This window comes from Roseovarius sp. AK1035, from assembly GCF_003288315.1.
Lineage (GTDB): Bacteria > Pseudomonadota > Alphaproteobacteria > Rhodobacterales > Rhodobacteraceae > Roseovarius > Roseovarius mucosus_A.
Map to the genome: position 1 here is coordinate 2,985,219 of NZ_CP030099.1, position 19,713 is coordinate 3,004,931.

Annotated in this window: 21 protein-coding genes and 1 tRNA gene; 13 read left to right on the top strand and 9 right to left on the bottom strand. The window is 61.9% G+C overall.

What is annotated here, in order from left to right; all coding sequences use genetic code 11:
• Positions 1–134 precede the first annotated feature (134 nt).
• Positions 135–1,133: a GlxA family transcriptional regulator gene (locus RAK1035_RS14220; RefSeq protein ID WP_008280802.1), complete on the top strand. Its 999-nt coding sequence runs from the start codon at positions 135–137 to the stop codon at positions 1,131–1,133.
• A gap of 117 nt (positions 1,134–1,250) precedes the next feature.
• On the opposite strand, the gene RAK1035_RS14225 is transcribed toward RAK1035_RS14220, so the two are convergent.
• The gene (locus tag RAK1035_RS14225; RefSeq protein ID WP_008280803.1) at positions 1,251–1,589 is read right to left on the bottom strand and encodes a TfoX/Sxy family DNA transformation protein; all 339 of its coding nucleotides are present in this window, start codon (positions 1,587–1,589) and stop codon (positions 1,251–1,253) included.
• Positions 1,590–1,608: 19 nt separating this feature from the next.
• Positions 1,609–1,685 (bottom strand) — tRNA-Ile (locus RAK1035_RS14230).
• A gap of 112 nt (positions 1,686–1,797) precedes the next feature.
• Here RAK1035_RS14230 and purM point away from each other — a divergent pair.
• The 3 genes from purM (at position 1,798) to rnd (ending at position 4,686) form a co-directional block, all read left to right on the top strand.
• Positions 1,798–2,844 carry a phosphoribosylformylglycinamidine cyclo-ligase gene (gene purM / locus RAK1035_RS14235; RefSeq protein WP_008280804.1) on the top strand — a complete coding sequence of 349 codons (1,047 nt, stop codon included), beginning with the start codon at positions 1,798–1,800 and terminating at the stop codon, positions 2,842–2,844.
• Positions 2,841–3,434: a phosphoribosylglycinamide formyltransferase gene (purN, locus tag RAK1035_RS14240; RefSeq protein WP_008280805.1), complete on the top strand. Its 594-nt coding sequence runs from the start codon at positions 2,841–2,843 to the stop codon at positions 3,432–3,434. Before purM ends, purN begins: the two co-directional genes overlap by 4 nt.
• Positions 3,435–3,525: 91 nt before the next feature.
• Positions 3,526–4,686 (top strand): ribonuclease D, encoded by a 1,161-nt coding sequence (gene rnd, locus RAK1035_RS14245; RefSeq protein WP_008280806.1) that lies wholly within the window; start codon positions 3,526–3,528, stop codon positions 4,684–4,686.
• Positions 4,687–4,727: 41 nt separating this feature from the next.
• On the opposite strand, the gene RAK1035_RS14250 is transcribed toward rnd, so the two are convergent.
• Positions 4,728–5,246, bottom strand: a complete 519-nt coding sequence (locus RAK1035_RS14250; protein WP_037297690.1) for a hypothetical protein — start codon at positions 5,244–5,246, stop codon at positions 4,728–4,730.
• A 126-nt stretch (positions 5,247–5,372) separates the two neighbouring features.
• On the opposite strand from RAK1035_RS14250, the gene RAK1035_RS14255 reads away from it, so the two are divergent.
• The gene (locus RAK1035_RS14255) at positions 5,373–5,783 is read left to right on the top strand and encodes a SufE family protein (protein ID WP_008280808.1); all 411 of its coding nucleotides are present in this window, start codon (positions 5,373–5,375) and stop codon (positions 5,781–5,783) included.
• A gap of 64 nt (positions 5,784–5,847) precedes the next feature.
• Here RAK1035_RS14255 and RAK1035_RS14260 read toward each other — a convergent pair whose 3' ends face one another.
• Both RAK1035_RS14260 and RAK1035_RS14265 read right to left on the bottom strand, forming a co-directional pair.
• Positions 5,848–6,489 carry a DUF1638 domain-containing protein gene (locus RAK1035_RS14260; RefSeq protein ID WP_008280809.1) on the bottom strand — a complete coding sequence of 214 codons (642 nt, stop codon included), beginning with the start codon at positions 6,487–6,489 and terminating at the stop codon, positions 5,848–5,850.
• Positions 6,490–6,553: 64 nt separating this feature from the next.
• A complete protein-coding gene (locus tag RAK1035_RS14265) occupies positions 6,554–7,258 on the bottom strand; it encodes a corrinoid protein (protein ID WP_008280810.1) in 705 nt (234 codons plus the stop codon).
• Between the two features lie 191 nt (positions 7,259–7,449).
• On the opposite strand from RAK1035_RS14265, the gene RAK1035_RS14270 reads away from it, so the two are divergent.
• Complete coding sequence (locus RAK1035_RS14270; protein WP_008280811.1) at positions 7,450–8,547, top strand: PA0069 family radical SAM protein; 1,098 nt, start codon at positions 7,450–7,452, stop codon at positions 8,545–8,547.
• Here RAK1035_RS14270 and RAK1035_RS14275 read toward each other — a convergent pair.
• The 3 genes from RAK1035_RS14275 to RAK1035_RS14285 form a co-directional block, all read right to left on the bottom strand.
• Positions 8,529–8,774, bottom strand: a complete 246-nt coding sequence (locus RAK1035_RS14275; protein WP_008280812.1) for a hypothetical protein — start codon at positions 8,772–8,774, stop codon at positions 8,529–8,531. The genes RAK1035_RS14270 and RAK1035_RS14275 overlap by 19 nt on opposite strands.
• Positions 8,775–8,791: 17 nt before the next feature.
• On the bottom strand, positions 8,792–9,802 hold the full coding sequence (bmt, locus tag RAK1035_RS14280; RefSeq protein ID WP_008280813.1) for a betaine--homocysteine S-methyltransferase: 1,011 nt from the start codon (positions 9,800–9,802) through the stop codon (positions 8,792–8,794).
• A gap of 166 nt (positions 9,803–9,968) precedes the next feature.
• Positions 9,969–10,283: a DUF1476 domain-containing protein gene (locus tag RAK1035_RS14285; protein WP_008280815.1), complete on the bottom strand. Its 315-nt coding sequence runs from the start codon at positions 10,281–10,283 to the stop codon at positions 9,969–9,971.
• Positions 10,284–10,445: 162 nt separating this feature from the next.
• Here RAK1035_RS14285 and purC point away from each other — a divergent pair, with 162 nt between their 5' ends.
• The 6 genes from purC to RAK1035_RS14315 all read left to right on the top strand — a co-directional run bounded on the left by purC (position 10,446) and on the right by RAK1035_RS14315 (position 18,412).
• A complete protein-coding gene (purC, locus tag RAK1035_RS14290; RefSeq protein ID WP_008280817.1) occupies positions 10,446–11,207 on the top strand; it encodes a phosphoribosylaminoimidazolesuccinocarboxamide synthase in 762 nt (253 codons plus the stop codon).
• 11 nt (positions 11,208–11,218) lie between these two features.
• Entirely contained in the window at positions 11,219–11,458 is a 240-nt protein-coding gene (gene purS / locus RAK1035_RS14295; RefSeq protein ID WP_008280818.1) for a phosphoribosylformylglycinamidine synthase subunit PurS, read from the top strand.
• The gene (gene purQ, locus RAK1035_RS14300; protein WP_008280819.1) at positions 11,458–12,126 is read left to right on the top strand and encodes a phosphoribosylformylglycinamidine synthase subunit PurQ; all 669 of its coding nucleotides are present in this window, start codon (positions 11,458–11,460) and stop codon (positions 12,124–12,126) included. The genes purS and purQ overlap by 1 nt, the downstream gene beginning before the upstream one ends.
• A 45-nt stretch (positions 12,127–12,171) precedes the next feature.
• Positions 12,172–13,932 (top strand): sensor histidine kinase, encoded by a 1,761-nt coding sequence (locus RAK1035_RS14305; protein ID WP_008280820.1) that lies wholly within the window; start codon positions 12,172–12,174, stop codon positions 13,930–13,932.
• 6 nt (positions 13,933–13,938) lie between these two features.
• Positions 13,939–15,273, top strand: a complete 1,335-nt coding sequence (locus RAK1035_RS14310; RefSeq protein WP_037297593.1) for a sigma-54-dependent transcriptional regulator — start codon at positions 13,939–13,941, stop codon at positions 15,271–15,273.
• A 403-nt stretch (positions 15,274–15,676) separates the two neighbouring features.
• Positions 15,677–18,412: an Rne/Rng family ribonuclease gene (locus RAK1035_RS14315; RefSeq protein WP_112303168.1), complete on the top strand. Its 2,736-nt coding sequence runs from the start codon at positions 15,677–15,679 to the stop codon at positions 18,410–18,412.
• Between the two features lie 184 nt (positions 18,413–18,596).
• On the opposite strand, the gene RAK1035_RS14320 is transcribed toward RAK1035_RS14315, so the two are convergent.
• Complete coding sequence (locus tag RAK1035_RS14320; protein WP_008280824.1) at positions 18,597–18,827, bottom strand: sulfurtransferase TusA family protein; 231 nt, start codon at positions 18,825–18,827, stop codon at positions 18,597–18,599.
• A 93-nt stretch (positions 18,828–18,920) separates the two neighbouring features.
• On the opposite strand from RAK1035_RS14320, the gene RAK1035_RS14325 reads away from it, so the two are divergent.
• A complete protein-coding gene (locus RAK1035_RS14325; RefSeq protein WP_037297695.1) occupies positions 18,921–19,673 on the top strand; it encodes a cytochrome c biogenesis CcdA family protein in 753 nt (250 codons plus the stop codon).
• The last annotated feature ends 40 nt before the right edge of the window (positions 19,674–19,713 follow it).

Sequence of the window (19,713 nt, forward strand, 5' to 3'; positions counted from 1 at the left end):
AGATTTAGGCCGGGCGGATCGAAAATGCCAGAATGTCTATTTTACCTTATGCTCTTCACCATATTGCATAATTTTTTCCCAAGTGGAAAATGTTACGTAGAGGCAAAAGCGCTAAGGGCAAAAGGCCGACCGAGATGACACAGCGCGTGATCCGAATAGGGTTCCTGATCTTTCCGGGGTTTCCGATGTCATGCCTGACCTCGGTGATCGAGCCGTTGCGCGCGGCCAATGAAATCTCGGGGCATCGCACATTTGCCTGGGATTTGGTGGCTGAAGGCGCGGAGCGCGTCATGTCGAGCGCGGGCATCGGGTTTGAGCCCGGTCGGCGGCTGTCCGAGACCGACGATTGCGATTACCTGCTGCTGCTGTCGGCCCCCACCAGCCGGTTTGCCGATGCACGCTCTGCGGCGCATCTGCGACGCATGGCGCGGCATGGCACGGTGCTGGGGGCGATCAGTGGGGGTGTCTTCCCGCTCTTGCGCAGCGGGGCGGTGGCGGATGTCGCGCTATCGGTGCATTGGTGCTATGAGGCGGCCTTTCTGGCGGAGTTTCCCGGCGTTCCGGCCTCGGATCAGGTGATCGAGATCACGCCACGCTGTGTCACCGCCTCAGGCGCGGCGGCGGCGTTTGATCTGGCGCTGCATATGGTCGACACAGCGCTAGGGGCGGGCATTGCCACCGAAGTGGCCTGTTGGTTCCAGCATCCGATGATGCGCAAGGCGGGCGTGCAGCAAATGGTGCCGGTGCTGGGCGAGGGGGCGCGGGCCACCGATCTGCCGCCGATGGTGGCGCGGGCGATTGATCTGATGGCGCAGCATATGGCGGCCCCGCTGTCGATGGCCGAGGTGGCCGAAGATCTGGGCATCACCCCTCGGCATCTGGAGCGCAGTTTCAAGCGCGCGACAGGCCAGAACCCGACCAATTATTTCCGCGCCATGCGGATGAAGGCGGCGCGGCAGATCGTGATGTATTCCAACGACACAATGGCGCAGATCGCCGAGGCCGTGGGCTATGCCAGTTCCAAGGTGTTGGTGCGGCATTACCGTGATGCCTTTGGCATTTCACCGCGCGAGGATCGGCAGCGGATCAACCTGACGCGGGTCAAAGGCAATCTGCCGGTGCCCTCGGTCTGATGGCCAAGGCGCGGTGCGCCCTATCTCAACCACACCCGTCCCGGGCTTGGCCCGGGACCTCGCCGAGATGGGGAAGAGGCGCCGGGGCGATGTGATAGCGATCAGGTGCAATGTGGCCTAGCGGCGCAATCCCGTGCCGATCTGGTTCAGAATCGCCTCGATGGCGCTGTCGGGCGCGTCACCGGCACCGGAAACCCGCGCCTTGATGGCGTCAAACCGTGCGCGGAGCGCGATTTTTTCGGACCCTTGGCAATCGTTCCACGGTCTGCCCTGCAGGCCCATCACAAGGGCATAGTAGCCGATGAAGTGCGGGGCTGTGCCGTTGCGCAAAAGCGCCTCATAGGCGGCATCGGCCCCCATGGCGCGCAGGCTGTCGGCGTCGTGGATACCCGCGCGGGCATAGCCTGCGTCCGAGGCGGGGCCGAGATTGCGGATGGACGAGACAGGAGCGGGCATCGGTGGCAATCCGTTGAACTGGTAGGCCCGGAGGGACTCGAACCCCCAACCAAAGCGTTATGAGCGCTCTGCTCTAACCAATTGAGCTACAGGCCCGACCTGAGGCAACTGGTAAGCTGGAGGCGCGGCAGGGTCAAGGCTTTGAGATTGCGCAGCGGCGGCCAATCGGCTAACGGGTGGCGCATTCTAGCGATGGGGACTTGAGGCCATGACCGAGCGACAGAACGGGATCACCTATGCCGATGCGGGCGTCGATATCGACGCGGGCAATGCGCTTGTGGAACGGATCAAGCCTGCGGCCAAGCGGACCAACAGGGCGGGCGTCATGTCGGGGCTTGGTGGCTTTGGCGGGCTTTTTGATCTCAAGGCTGCCGGGTTCTCTGATCCGGTGCTGGTGGCCGCGACCGATGGGGTGGGCACCAAGCTTCGGATTGCGATTGACACGGGCCATGTCGATGGCGTGGGGGTCGATCTGGTGGCGATGTGCGTCAATGACCTGATTTGTCAGGGTGCCGAGCCGCTGTTTTTCCTTGATTATTTCGCAACGGGCAAGCTGGAGCTGGAGCAGGCGACGCGCATCATCGAGGGCATTGCGCGGGGCTGCGAAGGCTCTGGCTGTGCCTTGATCGGCGGCGAGACCGCAGAGATGCCGGGCATGTATCCCAAGGGCGATTTCGATCTGGCGGGCTTTGCCGTGGGTGCGATGGAGCGGGGCACGGAACTTCCGGCGCATGTGGCGGAGGGTGATGTTCTTTTGGGTCTTGCCTCGGACGGGGTGCATTCCAACGGCTATTCGTTGGTGCGCCGGATTGTCGAGATGTCGGGGCTGGGCTGGACGGATGCCTGCCCTTGGGCCGAGGGCAGTCTGGGAGAGGTTCTGCTGACGCCCACGCGGCTTTATGTGCGCCCCGTTCTGGCGGCGCTGCAGGCGGGCGGGATCCACGGCCTTGCGCATATCACTGGCGGCGGGCTGACCGAGAATCTGCCGCGGGTGTTGCCAGAGGGGCTGGGGGCCGAAATTGACCTTGGCGCATGGCAGCTGCCGGGGGTGTTTCGCTGGTTGGCCGAGACCGGCAATATGGCCGAGGCAGAACTGCTCAAGACGTTCAATTCCGGCATTGGCATGATTGTCGTGGTTGCGGCGGACGAGGCCGAGGCGATTGAGGGGGCGCTGCGCGAGGCAGGCGAGACGGTTCACCGTTTGGGGCAGGTTGTGCCCGGCAAGGGTGTGGCGTATCGGGGCCGTCTTTTGTGAGCAAACGCGTCGCGATCTTGCTTTCGGGCGGTGGGTCGAACATGCGCGCCCTGGTCACGAGCATGACGGGCGAGCATCCGGCGCGGCCTGCGCTGGTGCTGTCGAACCGGGCCGATGCAGGCGGTATTGCCTGGGCTAAGGCGCAGGGCATCGCGACCGAGGTTGTGGATCACCGGCCCCATGGCGGTGACCGCGCCGCGTTTGAGGCGGAGATTGACGCGCGGCTGCGGCCCTATGCCATCGACATCATTTGTCTGGCAGGGTTCATGCGCGTGCTTACGGCGGGGTTCGTGACACCTTGGCAGGGGCGGATGATCAACATTCACCCCTCGCTTTTGCCAAAGTACCGCGGGCTGCACACCCATGCCCGCGCGCTGGAGGCGGGCGAGCAGGAGGCGGGTTGCACCGTGCATGAGGTGACAGCGGAATTGGACGAGGGGCCTATTCTGGGGCAGGCACGGGTGCCGGTGCTGGCAACGGATACGCCCGACACGTTGGCGGAACGGGTGCTGGTGCAGGAACATATCCTTTACCCTGCGGTGCTGCGGCGCTTTGCCCAAGGCAATCGCGCGCCTCTCTATCTGCCCTGAGCGCAGCGGTTGCATTTCTGGCGTTCTTCTCTATAGCTTGGGACCGGGGGACAGAACCGGGCATTCAAGACAAGAGCAAAGATCACCCCATATGAAAACCATTACCACGACTGACGATCTGGCGGCCTTTTGCGCCATGGCGCGCAAACACCCCTATGTGACGCTCGATACCGAGTTTCTGCGTGAGCGCACGTATTATTCCAAGCTCTGCCTCTTGCAAATGGCTGTGCCGGGTGCGGATGACGACACTGCCGTTCTGGTTGATCCGATTGACGGTGCCGAGATGTCGATGGAGCCGCTTTACGAGTTGTTCCGCGACACATCGGTGGTCAAGGTGTTCCATGCCGCGCGGCAGGATCTGGAAATTTTCCATGTTGATGCCGGGGTGATTCCCGATCCGTTGTTTGACACGCAGGTGGCGGCCATGGTGTGCGGGTTTGGCGAGCAAGTGGGCTATGAAACGCTGGTCAAGCGGATTGCCAAGCAGACGGTCGACAAAAGCTCTCGGTTCACCGACTGGTCGCGCCGACCGCTGACCGAGGCGCAAAAGGTCTATGCGCTGGCGGATGTAACGCATCTGCGGGTCATTTACGAATATCTTGCGAAGAAGCTGGCAAGTTCCGGGCGCGACAAATGGGTGGCCGAAGAGCTGAGCGTGCTGACGGATCCCGCCACCTATCGCACCGACCCTGCCGATGCCTGGCAGCGGGTCAAGACGCGCAACACCTCGCCCAAGTTTCTGGCCATTCTGCGCGAATTGGCGCGGTTTCGTGAGGAATATGCGCAATCGCATGACGTGCCGCGCAGCCGGGTCTACAAGGATGATGCGTTGGTCGAACTGGCGTCAACCAAGCCTGTGACGCATCAGGATTTGGGGCGTTCGCGGCTTTTGCTGCGCGAGGCGCGCAAGGGCGACATTGCCGATGGAATTCTTGCAGCGGTCAAGGCGGGGCTGGAATGCCCGGCAGAACGGATGCCGCGCGCCGAGGCCTTGGAAGATCGCGCGCAGGTCAACCCGGCGCTGGCGGATCTGTTGCGGGTGCTGCTCAAGGCCAAGAGCGAGAGTTATGGCGTGGCGGCCAAGCTGATTGCCAGTGCCAGTGACCTTGACGCCATTGCGGCGGGGATGCGCGATCTGCCCGCGCTGCGTGGCTGGCGGCTGGATGTGTTTGGTGCCGACGCGCTGCGCCTGTGCAAGGGCGAGGTGGCCTTGGCGGTCAAGGGCAGTGGCGTAGAGACTGTGGATCTCTGAGCACTGCGGGGCGCGCGCGGCAGGGGTGGTGCCCTCTGCCCTCAGCGGCGGCTGACCTGCTCGTTGCGCGCGCCGATGACGCGAATCTCATTGGCGCGCTCGAGCGCCTGATTTGACAGGAACACCCCGGCCAGCACCGTGCGGGCACGTTCAGAGCCTTGCGGCTGATCCTCGGGTTGAATGGCCATGAGGCGCAATTCCAGCACACCGTTCACGGGCTCGTTTTCGGTGTCGGACACGAGGCGCACGTCAAACGCACCTTGGCGCAGGGCCACGCCTTCGACCCGGACGATACCACCGTCGCTGGTGCGCTCGATCACCATACGTGTGACTTGATCCACCGGCGTGCCTTCATAGACTTTGTCCCGGCGGCGACGAAAGATCGTGTCTTCGCGCTCGGGGATGAGGGGATTGGTATTGGCGGGCGCGGGTTCGGCGGTGCGGCGGCGCGGCGTGCTGCGCCCGAACCAATTGCGCGGATTTGCGCGAGAGCGGCGATATCCGCCACAGCCCGCCAAAGCCGACATTGCCACCAATGATAGAAAGACCCGCCGTTGCATGCCATGCGCCCCTGTCATCTTTTCCTTCCGACTATCCTATCCTCTCTGGCTTGAAAAGGTGCAAGCGGGGTCTGGACCTTTTTCCGGCCCGGCCCTAGGTCTGAGATAGACTGCTAGGAGAGTGTCATGGCCACTGCCGCCTTTGAAGAGATTGTTGAGGATTTCGAGTTTCTCGACGATTGGGAGGATCGCTATCGCTATGTGATCGACCGTGGCCGGGCGATGGAACCGCTGGAGGCGGCGCTCAAGGTGCCTTCGACCAAGGTCGAGGGCTGTGCCAGTCAGGTTTGGTTGCATCCCAGAATCGAAGCGGGTGTTTTCAGCTTTGATGGCGATAGCGATGCGATGATCGTGCGCGGCCTGATTGCGGTGCTGCGCGCGCTTTATAACGGCGTGCCGGTGGCGGAGGTCGAGCGTGTCGATGCCCCGGCCGAATTGGCCCGGCTGGGGCTAGATGCACATCTGTCCGCCCAACGCTCAAACGGGGTGCGCGCGATGATCGAGCGGATCAGGCTCGTGGCGTCAGAGGCCGCGTGAGAGGCAAGGTTTGGGGGCGCTGCCCCCAAGCCCCCGAGGTATTTTCAGCCAGATGAATTTAAAATCAATGCGTTGCGGCCTGTTTCTCAAGTGATGCTTTAAGATCGCCATAGCCGGTGAAGCGGTATTCATAGGTGAGGCCGAGGCGGGCGGCGCAGGCTTCGGCCTTGGCGCGCAGGGCCGGATCATCGGTTTGCGCCTGATAAACCAGCGTGGTGTAATTGCCAAAAATCATGTCGCGCAGCTGCGGGTGACGGTCGAGGCCCATCGGTTTCCAGACGAATGCATCGAACTGCCGCACCAGAAAATCGGTGAGGTAAAAGGCGCTGATTTCATCCTCATGCGCGGCAAAGCGGTCCAACCCTTCGTAGAACGCATAGCAATGTGGGCCTGCCACCATTTCAACGCCAAGGTCGGCGCATTTCGCCTGCAAGAGCCCGCCCGTGCCGCAATCGGCATAGACCACGAAAATACGGTCATAGTTGGCGCGTTGGGCGATCACGGCCTTTTCCACCTCTTCGGTGATCTTTTCCGGGTAGAGATGCAGTTTGGCGGGAAGGCATTGTAAATCCATGTGATCCCACCCGTTGTGACGTTTGAGGGCGAGAATTTCATGCGCGAGGGCCCCGCAAGCGATCAGGAGAAGGCGACCGCGACCTTCGGCCTCTAGCCCTTGGGTGGTGAGATGATCGTCGGTCAGATCCATGGCCGGTTCCCTCAAATGCAAACGGCCCGCGCGGGGGCGGGCCGTGTTGGAGCGTTTTGGATGCTCAGCTCGCGGCCAGCCGGTTGTGTTTGCGCGCCATGAAATCCTTGGCGGTTTCCACGGCCACAGCGGCATCGCGGCAGTAGGCATCGGCACCGATGGCCTTGCCAAATTCTTCGTTGAGCGGTGCGCCACCGACCAGCACGATATAGTCATCGCGTTTGCCCTGTTCGACCAGCGTGTCGATCACGACCTTCATATAGGGCATGGTGGTGGTCAGCAGGGCCGACATGCCGAGGATGTCCGGCTGTTCGGTTTCCAGCGCGTCGAGGTATTTTTCGACCGCGTTGTTGATGCCGAGATCGACCACTTCGAAACCGGCCCCTTCCATCATCATGCCGACAAGGTTCTTGCCGATGTCGTGGATGTCGCCCTTGACGGTGCCGATCACCATTTTGCCCACGCGCGGTGCGCCGGTTTCGGCCAGAAGTGGCTTGAGGATGGCCATGCCGCCCTTCATCGCATTGGCCGCGAGCAGCACTTCGGGGACAAAGAGGATACCATCGCGGAAATCCTTGCCGACGATGGTCATGCCACCGACGAGTGCCTCGGTCAGCACGCGGTAGGGGGCCCAGCCGCGATCCAAGAGGATGTGCACGCTCTCTTCGATCTCTTCCTTGAGGCCGTCGTAGAGGTCGTCGAACATCTGTTGGACAAGCTCGTCATCGTCGAGGTCGGCGAGGATGATGTCGTCGTCTTGGTCGGACATTGGGGGAATCCTTGAGTTCTCTGCGCGCGCGCATCTGGGTTGACTGGACGCAGCTTTCGTCAATTTGCGGCGCGGCCACTTTCCGAATTGCGACGCTGCCCGCGCCGCAACCGACGTATAGCTTGGAATCGCGCGGGATGTGACTGAATTATCAGCATGATGATTATCGGTTTCTTGCAAGTGTTCGCGTTATGTTCCAATTTGGGGGCATGAAACCAGAGCAAACCCTTCCCAATGATCTGCGCGTGCGGGCGCGGGGCGCGTTGAGCAACGCCGCGGGCCGGTTCGAGGCCTATGGCGTTGCCTATGAGGCCGAGGACCCCGGGGAGGCGGCGCGTGTGTTGCGCACGCAGGTGACGACAGAGCGACCGCGCCGGGTGATCACCTATAATCGCTCGCCCGATCTGCCGTTTGATCGGTCGATCAATCCGTATCGTGGCTGTGAACATGGCTGCATTTATTGTTTTGCGCGCCCGAGCCATGCCTATCTGGGCCTGTCGCCGGGGCTTGATTTCGAGACACGGTTGATCGCGCGGCCCGAGGCCCCCGCACGGCTAGAGGCAGAGTTGCGGGCGCGCAGCTATAAGATCGCACCGATGGCGATTGGCACCAATACCGATCCCTATCAGGCGATTGAGGCAGAGTTTGGCATCACCCGCGCCTGTCTGGAAGTGTTGCAGCGCTTTAATCATCCGGTGGCGGTTATCACCAAAGGGGCGCTGATAGAGCGGGATCTCGATATTCTGGGGGATATGGCGGCGCGTGGGCTGGCGCGGGTGGGCATTTCTATCACCACCCTTGATGAGGTGCTGGCGCGGCGGTTGGAGCCGCGCGCGCCCACTCCGGCGCGGCGATTGGAGATCATCCGGCGGTTGTCCGAGGTGGGGGTTCCGGTGCGGTTGATGGTGTCGCCGGTTGTTCCGGGGCTGACCGATCCGGAGATCGAGGCGATTTTGGCGGCCGGGCGCGAGGCCGGGGCAGGGGCCGCAAGCTGGATCATGCTGCGGCTGCCGCGCGAGGTGTCGCCTCTGTTTCAGGAGTGGCTGGCGGCGCAGTATCCCGACCGGGCGCGCAAGGTGATGAACCGGCTGCGCGAGATGCATGGCGGGCAGGAGTATAGCGCCGAGTGGCACCGGCGGATGCGGGGCGAGGGGGTGCATGCCCGCATGATTGCGCGCCGGTTTGATTTGGCGGCGCGTCGGCTGGGGCTGGATCAGGCGCAGGCGGTGTTGCGCACGGACCTGTTCGAGGTGCCGCTGGCGCGGGGGGATCAGTTATCGCTGTTTTGAGAGCGGCGTCCACTGATCCGGGCAAGCACGAGCAGTGTTGCGACCAAGGCTGCGGGGAAAAGCACGAGGATCATCAGATCCTCGCCGCGCATATCCCAGGGCATTGGGAACGCACATCGACCATTTGGGCTGCCAAATGCGCAGGCAAGGCCGGAGATCCAGATATAGCCCACGATCCATGCCACAAGGGCCAGCAGGGCGGCGGCAAGGAAGATGCGGCGCATCATCTTCCCTGACATGCCGATCAGCCGCGCCTGCGGCGCGGACGGCGGGGTGCTGCGGTATCGTCCCCGGTGCCATCCCCGCCCGATGAGAAGCCGCCAAGCGCCTCGGTGATCTCTTCCAGTGTGGGGCGGGCACCGCGTGGGCGGTTCTCTAGCGCGGCGCGCATTTTCGAGAGATGTTCGGGCATGGTGCCGCAGCAGCCGCCAATGATCGTGGCGCCGGAGTCGCGGGCCAGCACGGCGTATTCGGCCATCAGTTCGGGCGTGCCATCGTAATGGATGTGACCGTCATGATATTTTGGGATGCCGGCATTGCCTTTGGCAATAATGGGCCGCTCAGATCCTTGAGCGACAAAGCCCAGAATGGTGCGCAACAAATCCGAGGCACCAACACCGCAATTGGCCCCATAGGCCATCGGGGGGTTGCCCAGTTTTTCCACCATGGTGGCCATGTCGGACGAGGTGACGCCCATCATCGTGCGCCCGGCGGTGTCAAAGCTCATGGTGCCGCACCACGGCATATCGGCGAGTTTGAACGCCTCGGCGGCGGCCTTGTATTCTTCGGGGGCGGAAATGGTTTCGAGCCAGAGCACATCGGCCCCGCCTTCCTTAAGGCCTTCGGCCTGTTCGTGGAAAATCTCGACTGCCAGTTCATGGGTGAGCGCCCCCATCGGGGCCATGATTTCGCCGGTGGGGCCAACAGAGCCCGCGACAATCACCGTGCGGTCGTATCGGTCGGCCACGTCGCGGCCAATCTCGGCAGAGATGCGCGACAGCTCGCGGGCACGGCCCTGCGCGCCATGCAGTTTCAGACGCGCCGCGTTGCCGCCAAAGGAATTGGTGAGAAACAGGTCGCTGCCTGCATCCACGGCCTCGGTATAAAGGCGCTTGATCCGGTCGGGATGCTGGTCATTCCACATTTCGGGCGCATCGCCCGATTGCAGACCCATGTTGAAAAGATTGGTGCCAGTGGCCCCGTCAGCGAGAATCCAATCGCGAGTGGCGAGCATCTTGGTGAGGGCGTTTGTCATTTGGGCTGTCCCGTAATCCGTGAGCACGCAGATGTGCCATTAAATCAGGCAAGCGCGCAAATGCATAAATTTCATGTAAATGGTGAGGCGCGTTTGTATTGCCTGACCAAGACGTAAAAGACGCGCCATGATGTGACGCGCCCCTGATTTCGCCGAATGAGCAGGCTCAGGCCTCTTTGGCCAGTTGGCCTTTGGCGATCTTGAGCAGCTCATCCATCTTGGCGCGGATGGTGTCGGCATCGGCGATGTCACCAAGATCCGATGCGACCTTGCGCACCACATCTTCATGGCCGGCCTCTTCAAAGTCGGCCTTGACCACTTCGAGGGCGTAGGTGTTGGCGTCATCGCCGGTTTTGCCCATCAGTTCCGCAGCCCAGAGACCGAGAAGCTTGTTGCGGCGGGCCACGGCGCGAAAGGCCATTTCCTCGTCATGGGCGAATTTGTTTTCGAATGCGCTTTCGCGATCGTCAAAGGTGGTCATTGGGCCGGTCCCCTTGCATGCGTTGCCGTTGCTTCCGATATGCAATCTGGCACGCAAAAGGGCAAGGGGCCAACGCCATCTTGCGACGTGTTGGCCCATGCACTATGAGAGCGCATCGGCATGAGGGGACTCACGCCCCCCACCCTCAACGATGGAGTTCCCATGGCGCGGCGCAAGAAGATTTATGAAGGCAAGGCCAAGACCCTCTATGAGGGCCCAGAGCCGGGCACGATCATCCAGTATTTCAAGGATGACGCCACCGCCTTTAACGCCGAAAAGAAGGCCGTGATCGAGGGCAAGGGCGTGCTGAACAACATGCTGTCCGAATATTTCATGACCGGGCTCAACACCATCGGCGTGCCGACGCATTTCATCAAGCGGCTGAATATGCGCGAGCAACTGGTTCGTGCGGTCGAGATCATTCCGCTGGAAGTGATTGTGCGCAACTATGCGGCGGGCACCATGGCCAAGCGTCTGGGGATCGAGGAAGGCACGCAATTGCCGCGCCCCATCGTGGAATATTGCCTCAAGGATGACAAGCTGGGCGATCCGCTGGTCACCGAGGAACATATTGCCGCCTTTGGTTGGGCCAGCCAGCAGGATATGGACGATATCCTCAGCCTCGCGCTGCGCGTCAACGATTTCATGGCGGGCGTGATGTATGGCGTTGGCATCAAGCTGATTGATTTCAAGATCGAGATCGGCCGCGTCTATGATGGCGATTTCCAGCGGCTGATCGTGGCCGATGAAATCAGCCCCGACAGTTGCCGGTTGTGGGATATCGCATCAGGCCGCAAGCTTGACAAGGATGTCTTCCGCCGCGATCTGGGCAGTCTGACGGATGCCTATACCGAGGTGGCGACCCGTCTGGGTGTCATGCCCAAAGGCAGCACGCCGATGGCGCGGCCAAAACTGATCAACTAAAGAGGTATCCCATGAAAGCGCGCGTGCATGTCATGCTGAAATCCGGCGTTCTTGATCCGCAGGGCGAGGCGGTGCGCCATGCCTTGGGGTCGATGGGCTTTGACGGTGTCGAAGCGGTGCGGCAAGGCAAGGTGATCGAGCTGGATCTGGCAGAGACCGACGCGGCCAAGGCCAAGGCCACCGTCACCGAGATGTGCGAAAAGCTGCTCGCGAATACCGTGATCGAAAGCTATTCGGTGGAGTTGGCCTGATGCATGCCGCCGTCATCGTCTTTCCCGGCTCTAACTGCGACCGCGATCTGGCCGTTGCATTCGAGCGCGCGGGCGCGCGGGTGTCGATGGTCTGGCACAAGGATACGGACCTGCCGCAGGGTGTCGATGTGGTGGGCGTGCCGGGCGGGTTTTCCTATGGCGATTACCTGCGCTGCGGTGCGATTGCCGCGAATTCTCCGATCTGCCGGTCAGTTATCGCGCATGCGGACAAGGGTGGCTATGTGCTGGGTGTCTGCAACGGCTTTCAGATCCTGACCGAGACGGGGATTCTGCCGGGTGCCTTGCTGCGCAATGCGGGTCTGAAATATGTCTGCAAGCCGGTGGGCCTGCGGGTGGCGACGGCCGATAGCGTCTTTAGCCATGGCTATGAGGCGGGCCGCACCATCACCGTGCCGATTGCGCATCACGACGGCAATTATTTCGCTGATACCGCAACACTCGACCGGCTTGAGGGCGAAGACCGTGTGGCCTTTACCTATACGGACAATCCCAATGGTTCCGCGCGCGATATTGCGGGCATCCTGTCCGAGAATCGCCGAGTTCTGGGGATGATGCCGCATCCCGAGCGGATGGCCGAGCCGTTGCAGGGCGGCACCGATGGGGCCGCGCTCTTTAGCGGGCTGATGGGGGCGCTGGAACGCGCCTGAGCGCTTGCGCTTGAGAAGCGGCGCGGCGCGGCATAGTCTGATCGCATGAGCAAAGCTGCCACTTCGACCGCACGGCACCGGATGCGCACCATTTCATGGCGCGCGCGTGCGGTGCTGTTTTGCCTTTTTGTGGTGGCGGTGGCGGTGGTTCTGACCACCAACCGCCTTTTGACGGATCGCTTTACCGAGAACACGCGCAACCGCGCAGAGCTGCGGCTGGTGCTGTATTCGGGCAACCTGCTGTCGGAATTGCGCCAGAATGCGATTGTGCCGCAGCTCTTGGCGCGGGACCCGGCGCTGATTGCGGCGCTCAACACGCAAGACTATGCGCAATCCACACAGCGGCTGATTTCATTTCTGGAAGAAATCGGTGCGGCGAACTTGACGCTGCTCGACAGGGACGGGCGGGCGGTTGCGACGACAGAGCGGGCGCGCCTGGGCGAGAGTCACAAGGCCGCCGCCTATTTCGTGGATGCGATGCGCTCGCGCGATACGATTTTCCATGTTTTGCGGCAGGAAACGGGGCAATTCAACTTTTACTACTCGCGCCGGATCGAGACGCAGAACGGCACCTTGGGGGTGATCGTTGTCGAAGTGGATTTGCGCAAATACGAGCGCGCCTGGGCCGGGATTTCCGATGCGGTCATGGTCACGGATACCGAGGGGCGGATCATTCTGGCCACCGAACCGCGTTGGCGTGGCTTGACAGAGGCCGAGGCGCTGCGCCGCGAGCCGGTCAACAGCGCCATCCAGCGCGCCATTCAGGCGACCTCGGATTGGACGGCGCTGCCGGCGGATGCCTATGTGCGTGGCGAGGCGGTGATGCGGGTCGAGGGGCGCGTGGCCTTTCGCGGCTGGCGGATCGCCGGGTTCACCACTTACACGGCGGTGCGTGACAAGGTGAACGGCTATCTCGCGCTCGAGATCATGGGATTCGCGATTCTTCTGGCGCTCGCGTTTTACTTTCTCAACCGCAAGGCGGCGCTTCGGATGGCGCTGTTTCAGCGGGAATCGGCAGAGCTTCGCGCATTGAATGCCCGCCTCCAGCGGGAAATCGCCGAGCGTAGACGCGCGCAAGAGAACCTCGCACAGGCCGAACAGACCATTCAGCAAAGCTCGAAATTGGCGGTTCTGGGCGAGATGTCGGCGGCGGTCAGTCACGAGTTGAACCAACCGCTTGCGGCGATGAAAACCTACCTTGCGGGGGCGCGGCTTTTGCTGTCGCGCAACCGGCCCGACGAGGCGATCTCGGCGTTTCAGAGGATCGACGATCTGATCGAGCGGATGGGGGCGATCACCAAGCAGCTCAAGTCCTATGCCCGCCAGTCAGGCACGCAGTTTTCCCCTGTAAACATGGCGGATGCGGTGGCCTCGGCGCTGTCGATGATGGAGCCGCAATTGCGTCAGCGCAAGATCACCATCACCCGCACTTTGCCCGATCAGCCGGTGATGATCATGGGGGACCGGGTGCGTGTGGAACAGGTGATCGTCAACCTGTTGCGCAATGCCATTGATGCCACCAATACCGTGCCCGATGCCATCATCGACATTCTCTTGGCGGCGGGGGAAACGGCGGTGCTGACAGTGCGTGACAACGGTGAAGGGATCGGGGATTTCAAGAACCTCTTTGAGCCCTTTTACACCACCAAACAGCCAGGCGACGGGGTGGGGCTGGGGCTTGCCATTTCCTCGGGGATCGTCAACGACCTTGGCGGACGTCTGGTGGCGCGCAATGCGCCCGACGGGGGGGCTGTATTCGAGATGCAGCTCCCCATATTGGCCGAAGAGACCCGTGCAGCGGAGTGATGTAAAATGCCAGCAGCCATGAAAATCGCCATCGTCGATGATGAAAAAGACATGCGCCAGTCGATCAGTCAGTGGTTGGCCCTGTCGGGCTATGACACCGAGGCCTTTGCCTCGGCGGAGGATGCGCTGAAATCGCTGGGGCCGGATTATCCCGGTATCGTCGTGACCGACGTGCGGATGCCCGGTATGGACGGGATGCAGTTTCTCAAAAAGCTGATGGGGGCCGATAGTTCGCTTCCGGTGATCATGATCACGGGGCATGGCGATGTGCCCATGGCGGTCGAGGCGATGCGCATCGGGGCGTTCGATTTTCTGGAAAAGCCCTTCAACCCGGACCGCATGACCGAATTGGCGAAGAAGGCCACCAACGCCCGGCGCATGACGCTGGACGCGCGTGCGCTGCGCAAGGACCTGTCGGATGGTGGCCAGCTGATGAAAAAGCTGATCGGCACCAGCAATGCCATGGAGCGGTTGCGCGAGGATATTCTAGATCTGGGGCAGGCCGATGGCCATGTTCTGATCGAGGGCGAGACCGGCACCGGCAAGACGCTGGTGGCGCATGCGCTGCATGCGGTGGGGGCGCGCGCGGGGCGCAAGTTTGTGTCGGTGGCCTGTGCTGCCTTTGATGACGAGGGGCTGATCAAGCGCCTGTTTGGCCCGGTGCAGCCCGAGGATGCGCGCCTGCCCGCCTTTGAAGAGGCACGCGGCGGCACCCTGGTGCTAGAGGATATCGAGGCGCTGAGCGAAGCGGCGCAGGCCAAATTGCTGACCCATATCAACGCCGAGGGCACGCCGCCCGAGACCCGTGTGGTGGCCATTTCGAACATGCAGGACGAGGGGCATACCTGTGAGGATGCGCTGCGCTCTGACCTGTTTTACCGTCTGGCCAGCCTGCGGATCACCGTGCCGCCGCTGCGTCAGCGGGGCGAGGATATTCTGACGCTCTTCACCCGCTTTGCCGAGCAGTTTTCAGAAGATTACGGCTGTGACGCGCCGCAGGTCAGCGCGCAGGAGGCCACACAGCTTTTGCAGGCGCCTTGGCCCGGCAATGTGCGCCAGCTGTTCAACGTGGCCGAGCGCGCGGTGTTGCAGGCACGGCGGGGGTCGGGCACGATCACATCGCTGCTGATGTCGGACCATCAGGACATGCAGCCGGTGATGACCACCGAGGGCAAGCCGCTCAAGGAATATGTCGAGGCGTTCGAGCGGATGCTGATCGACAACACGATGCGCCGCCACAAAGGCAGCATCGCGGCGGTGATGGACGAACTTTGCCTTCCGCGTCGGACATTGAACGAGAAAATGGCCAAGTATAATTTGCAACGGTCCGACTATCTTTGAGGGCGGCACGCGCTGCTTTTCATTTTGTCCATTGTCATTGGCATAGGGGTCGCTTTACTGTGATACTATGGTGACGGGCGTAATCCGCCCCGAAACCTCGAGAGATTCGCTGTTTCAGTCCTCCGTCCGGATCAGTCCGACATGATTGAGCAGACCGATTGGGTCCCGTTCACGGGGGCCACATACAAGCCTGACCCTTGAAAACGGTGGACAGGCCCTGAATTGGCTCCGCGAGGGGCCGGAGAAGAAGAACCGCGATGAAGCGCGCGAGACATCACTTTGTCAGTGCAGGGGCCGATACCGGCACCCTTGGCTGCGCGTCCGCCATCGCCCTTATCAGACATCTGCCGCAACGCGCCGCCCTACCGGGGCAGGCGGCCGCGCCGCGATGCAAACGGAAAACATGGCTACGAAAATGCTCATTGATGCCACCCACGCCGAGGAAACTCGGGTTGTGGTGGTCGACGGAAACAAGGTCGAGGAATTCGACTTTGAGTCTGAAAATAAACGCCAGATAGCTGGCAATATCTATCTGGCCAAGGTGACGCGGGTTGAACCCTCGCTTCAGGCGGCCTTTGTAGATTACGGCGGAAACCGGCATGGGTTTCTGGCGTTCTCGGAGATACATCCCGATTACTATCAGATTCCGGTCGCCGACCGCGAGGCCCTGATGGCCGAGGAAGAGGCGCTGGCCAATGCGCAAAACGACGAGGACGAAGATCGTCCGCGTCGCAGCAGCGGTGGCGAGGGGCGCAGTGACGGACGCAGTGAGGGGCGCAATAGCCGCTCGCGGTCACGGTCCCGCTCGCGCACACGCGCCGAAAAGACGCAAACTGACGATGCGGTGGCCACCTCTGAAATCTCGGGGATGGAAACCATCGACCTTGAGGACGAGACCGCCGCAACCGCCGAAGTGCCCGAGGCCACATCGCCGATGGAGCGCGTGGCCGAGACCCCGGTGGAAGAGCCCGAGGATAACGGTGCCGACGAGGCGGGCGAGGATGAGCCCGAGACCGACACCCGCGATCACGCCGCTCAGGATGACGAGATCGAATCCGTCGCCGAAGAGGATGACAGCGAAGATATCCGCCCGGTGCGCAAGCCCCGTGCGCGGCGCTACAAGATCCAAGAGGTCGTCAAGGTCCGCCAGATCATGCTGGTGCAGGTCGTCAAGGAAGAGCGCGGCAACAAGGGGGCGGCGCTGACCACCTATCTCAGCCTTGCGGGTCGCTACTGCGTGCTTATGCCGAACACCGCGCGTGGCGGTGGCATCAGCCGCAAGATCACCAATGCTGTAGACCGCAAGAAGCTCAAGGAAATCGCCACCGAGATCGACGTGCCGCGCGGCGCGGGTCTGATCGTGCGCACTGCCGGGGCGAAGCGCACCAAGGCCGAAATCAAGCGCGATTACGAATATCTGCAGCGTTTGTGGGAACAGATCCGCGAGTTGACCCTGCGCTCTATGGCGCCGGCGAAAATCTATGAAGAGGGCGATCTGATCAAGCGTTCGATCCGCGATCTTTATAATCGCGAGATTGACGAAGTGCTGGTCGAGGGCGAGCGCGGCTATCGCATCGCCAAGGACTTCATGAAGATGATCATGCCGTCCCATGCCAAGAACGTGAAGCATTACGTCGATCAGCAGCCGCTCTTTGCACGATTCCAGGTCGAAAGCTACCTCTCGGGCATGTTCAACCCCACGGTGCAGCTCAAATCCGGCGGCTATATCGTGATCGGTGTAACCGAGGCGTTGGTTGCTATCGACGTCAACTCTGGCCGTGCCACCAAGGAAGGGTCGATCGAGGAAACCGCGCTCAAAACCAACCTTGAGGCCGCCGAAGAGGTGGCGCGTCAATTGCGCCTGCGCGATCTGGCTGGCTTGATCGTGATCGACTTTATCGACATGGACGAGCGCCGCAACAACGCTTCGGTGGAAAAGCGGCTCAAGGACAAGCTCAAGACCGACCGGGCGCGTATTCAGGTGGGCCGCATCTCGGGCTTTGGCCTCTTGGAAATGTCGCGCCAGCGTCTGCGCCCCGGCATGATCGAGGCCACGACGCAGCCATGCCCGGCCTGCCATGGCACCGGGCTTATCCGGTCGGATGACAGCCTTGCGCTGTCGATCCTGCGTCAGATCGAGGAAGAGGGCGTGCGCCGCCGCTCGCGTGAGGTGCTGGTGAAATGCCCGGTGGGCATCGCCAACTATCTGATGAACCAGAAACGCGATCACGTGGCGCAAATCGAAGGGCGCTATGGCCTGTCGGTGCGGATCGAGGGTGATCCGCGTTTGGTCAGCCCCGATTTCACGATGGAAAAGTTCAAAACAGCGACCCGGAACGTGCCCGAAGTGCCGATGGCGCAATTCGTGTCCGGCACATCGGCGCTGATGGATGACATCGACGACGAGGTCGAGGACGAAATCGACGAGGAGGTCGAAGCCGAAGCCGGCGACGACGCCAAGAGCGCGCCCACCACCGGGGGCGATGGGGGCGACAAGCCCAAAAAGAGCCGTCGCCGCCGTAGCCGCCGCCGCAAGCCCAAGAATGGCAACGGTGCGGAGCGCAATGGCGAAGGCACCGATGAGGATCGGGAGGACGATGACGCTGAGGCGTCCGAGGGGAGCGAGGAGCAAGACAGCGCAGTACCTGCGGTTGCTGCTGAGCCAGAGGCCCCGGTTGAGGCCCCGGTTGAGGCCCCGGCTGAGGTGACGGCAGAGGCCGAGGCGCCTGTGGTCGCTGAGGAGCAGCCGAAGCCCAAGCGCACCCGCGCACCGCGCAAGAAGAAAGAGCCCGCAAGCGCCGCGGAGGCAGTCTCTGACGAGGAGGCCCCCAAGGCCAAGGCGGCAGCGAAGCCCAAACGCACCCCAACGCCGCGCAAGAAAAAAGAGCCCGAGGCCACGGCGGCGGTTGCAGATGAGAGCAGCGTGACTGCAGCGCCAGAGGCGGCAGTGGTGCCAACAGAGGCACCACCAGAGCCGGTTGCAGAGGTGGCACCGGAGCCGGTTGCAGAGGTGACGCCAGAGCCGGTTGCTGAGGCAGAAGCGCCTGAGCCCGCGCAAGCGCCTGAACCTGTGGCCGAAACCCCGGCACCGCAGGAAGAGCCCAAGCCAAAGCGCCGCGGTTGGTGGTCTTTGGGCTGAGCGGAAGAAAACGAAAATCAAGGATGCCGCGCCCTCGGGCGCGGCATTTTTCGTTGTATGGCACGAGCGCGTCGCGTCTGATCGGTTTCCCATCGCCCCGGCCCAGAGCCAGGGCCTTGACGCAGTTGCAGCGAGGTCACGGGTCAAGCCCGGGATGTGTGTGTTCCAGCGGTCGCGGAACGCCTTAGCGCGTCTTGCGGATCACGTAGGTCTGCACGCCATTCGCATCGGTCGCGGAAATCAGATCATGCCCGGATTCGGCGCAGAAATGCGGCACGTCGATCACGGCTGCGGGATCATCCGCCTGCATCGCGATCACCGCGCCAATACCCAGGGATTTCAAGCGCTTGCGCAGCTTGAGGACGGGCAGGGGGCACAATAGGCCGCAGGCGTCGAGCGTATCATCGGGTGTCATGAGGCGTGAGATAGCGGGCTTGTTACAGCCTGTCCACAAGGTTGTGACAGAATGTCGGGTGACGCGGGTCGCAGTGCGGGCTATGTCTGGCGCATGTTCGGAATCGAAATCATAGACGCAGCGCTTTTGCCCGCAATGTTCGTGGCCTTGGCCGCTGGAATCATCTCGTTTCTCAGCCCCTGCGTTCTGCCAATCGTCCCGCCCTATCTGGCCTATATGAGCGGGGTCAGCCTGAATGATCTCTCTGAGAGCGGGCAGAGCCGCGCGCGGGCCGTTGTGCCGGCGCTCTTCTTTGTATTGGGCCTCTCGACGGTCTTTATCTTTTTGGGGTTCACGGCCTCTGCCATTGGCACGGTGTTTCTGCAATATCAGAGCTATTTCAATACGGTAGCTGGCATTCTTGTGATGATTTTCGGCGCGCATTTCGTGGGCGTCTATCGGATCAAATTCCTTGACCGCGAGGCGCGGCTGGATGCGGGCGACCGAGGCGGATCGTCCTTTGGAGCCTATATTCTGGGGCTGGCCTTTGCCTTTGGCTGGACGCCTTGCATCGGTCCGCAACTGGGTGCGATCCTGTCTTTGGCGGCGTCGGAAGGGTCGGTTGCGCGGGGCACGATGCTCTTGGCGATTTATGCCATTGGCCTTGGTGTGCCGTTTCTGCTGGTTGCTGCCTTCTTGCCGCGTCTGCAGGGGCTGATGGGCTGGATGAAACGCCATATGGAGCAGATCGAGCGGGTGATGGGGCTTTTGCTTTGGACCATTGGTCTTTTGATGCTCACCGGCGGGTTTTCGGCGTTTTCCTTTTGGTTGCTCGAAACATTCCCCGCCCTAGCGGTGCTTGGATAACGCCTTACGCTTGCCCGATTTCCGCGCTAGGTTTGCTGCA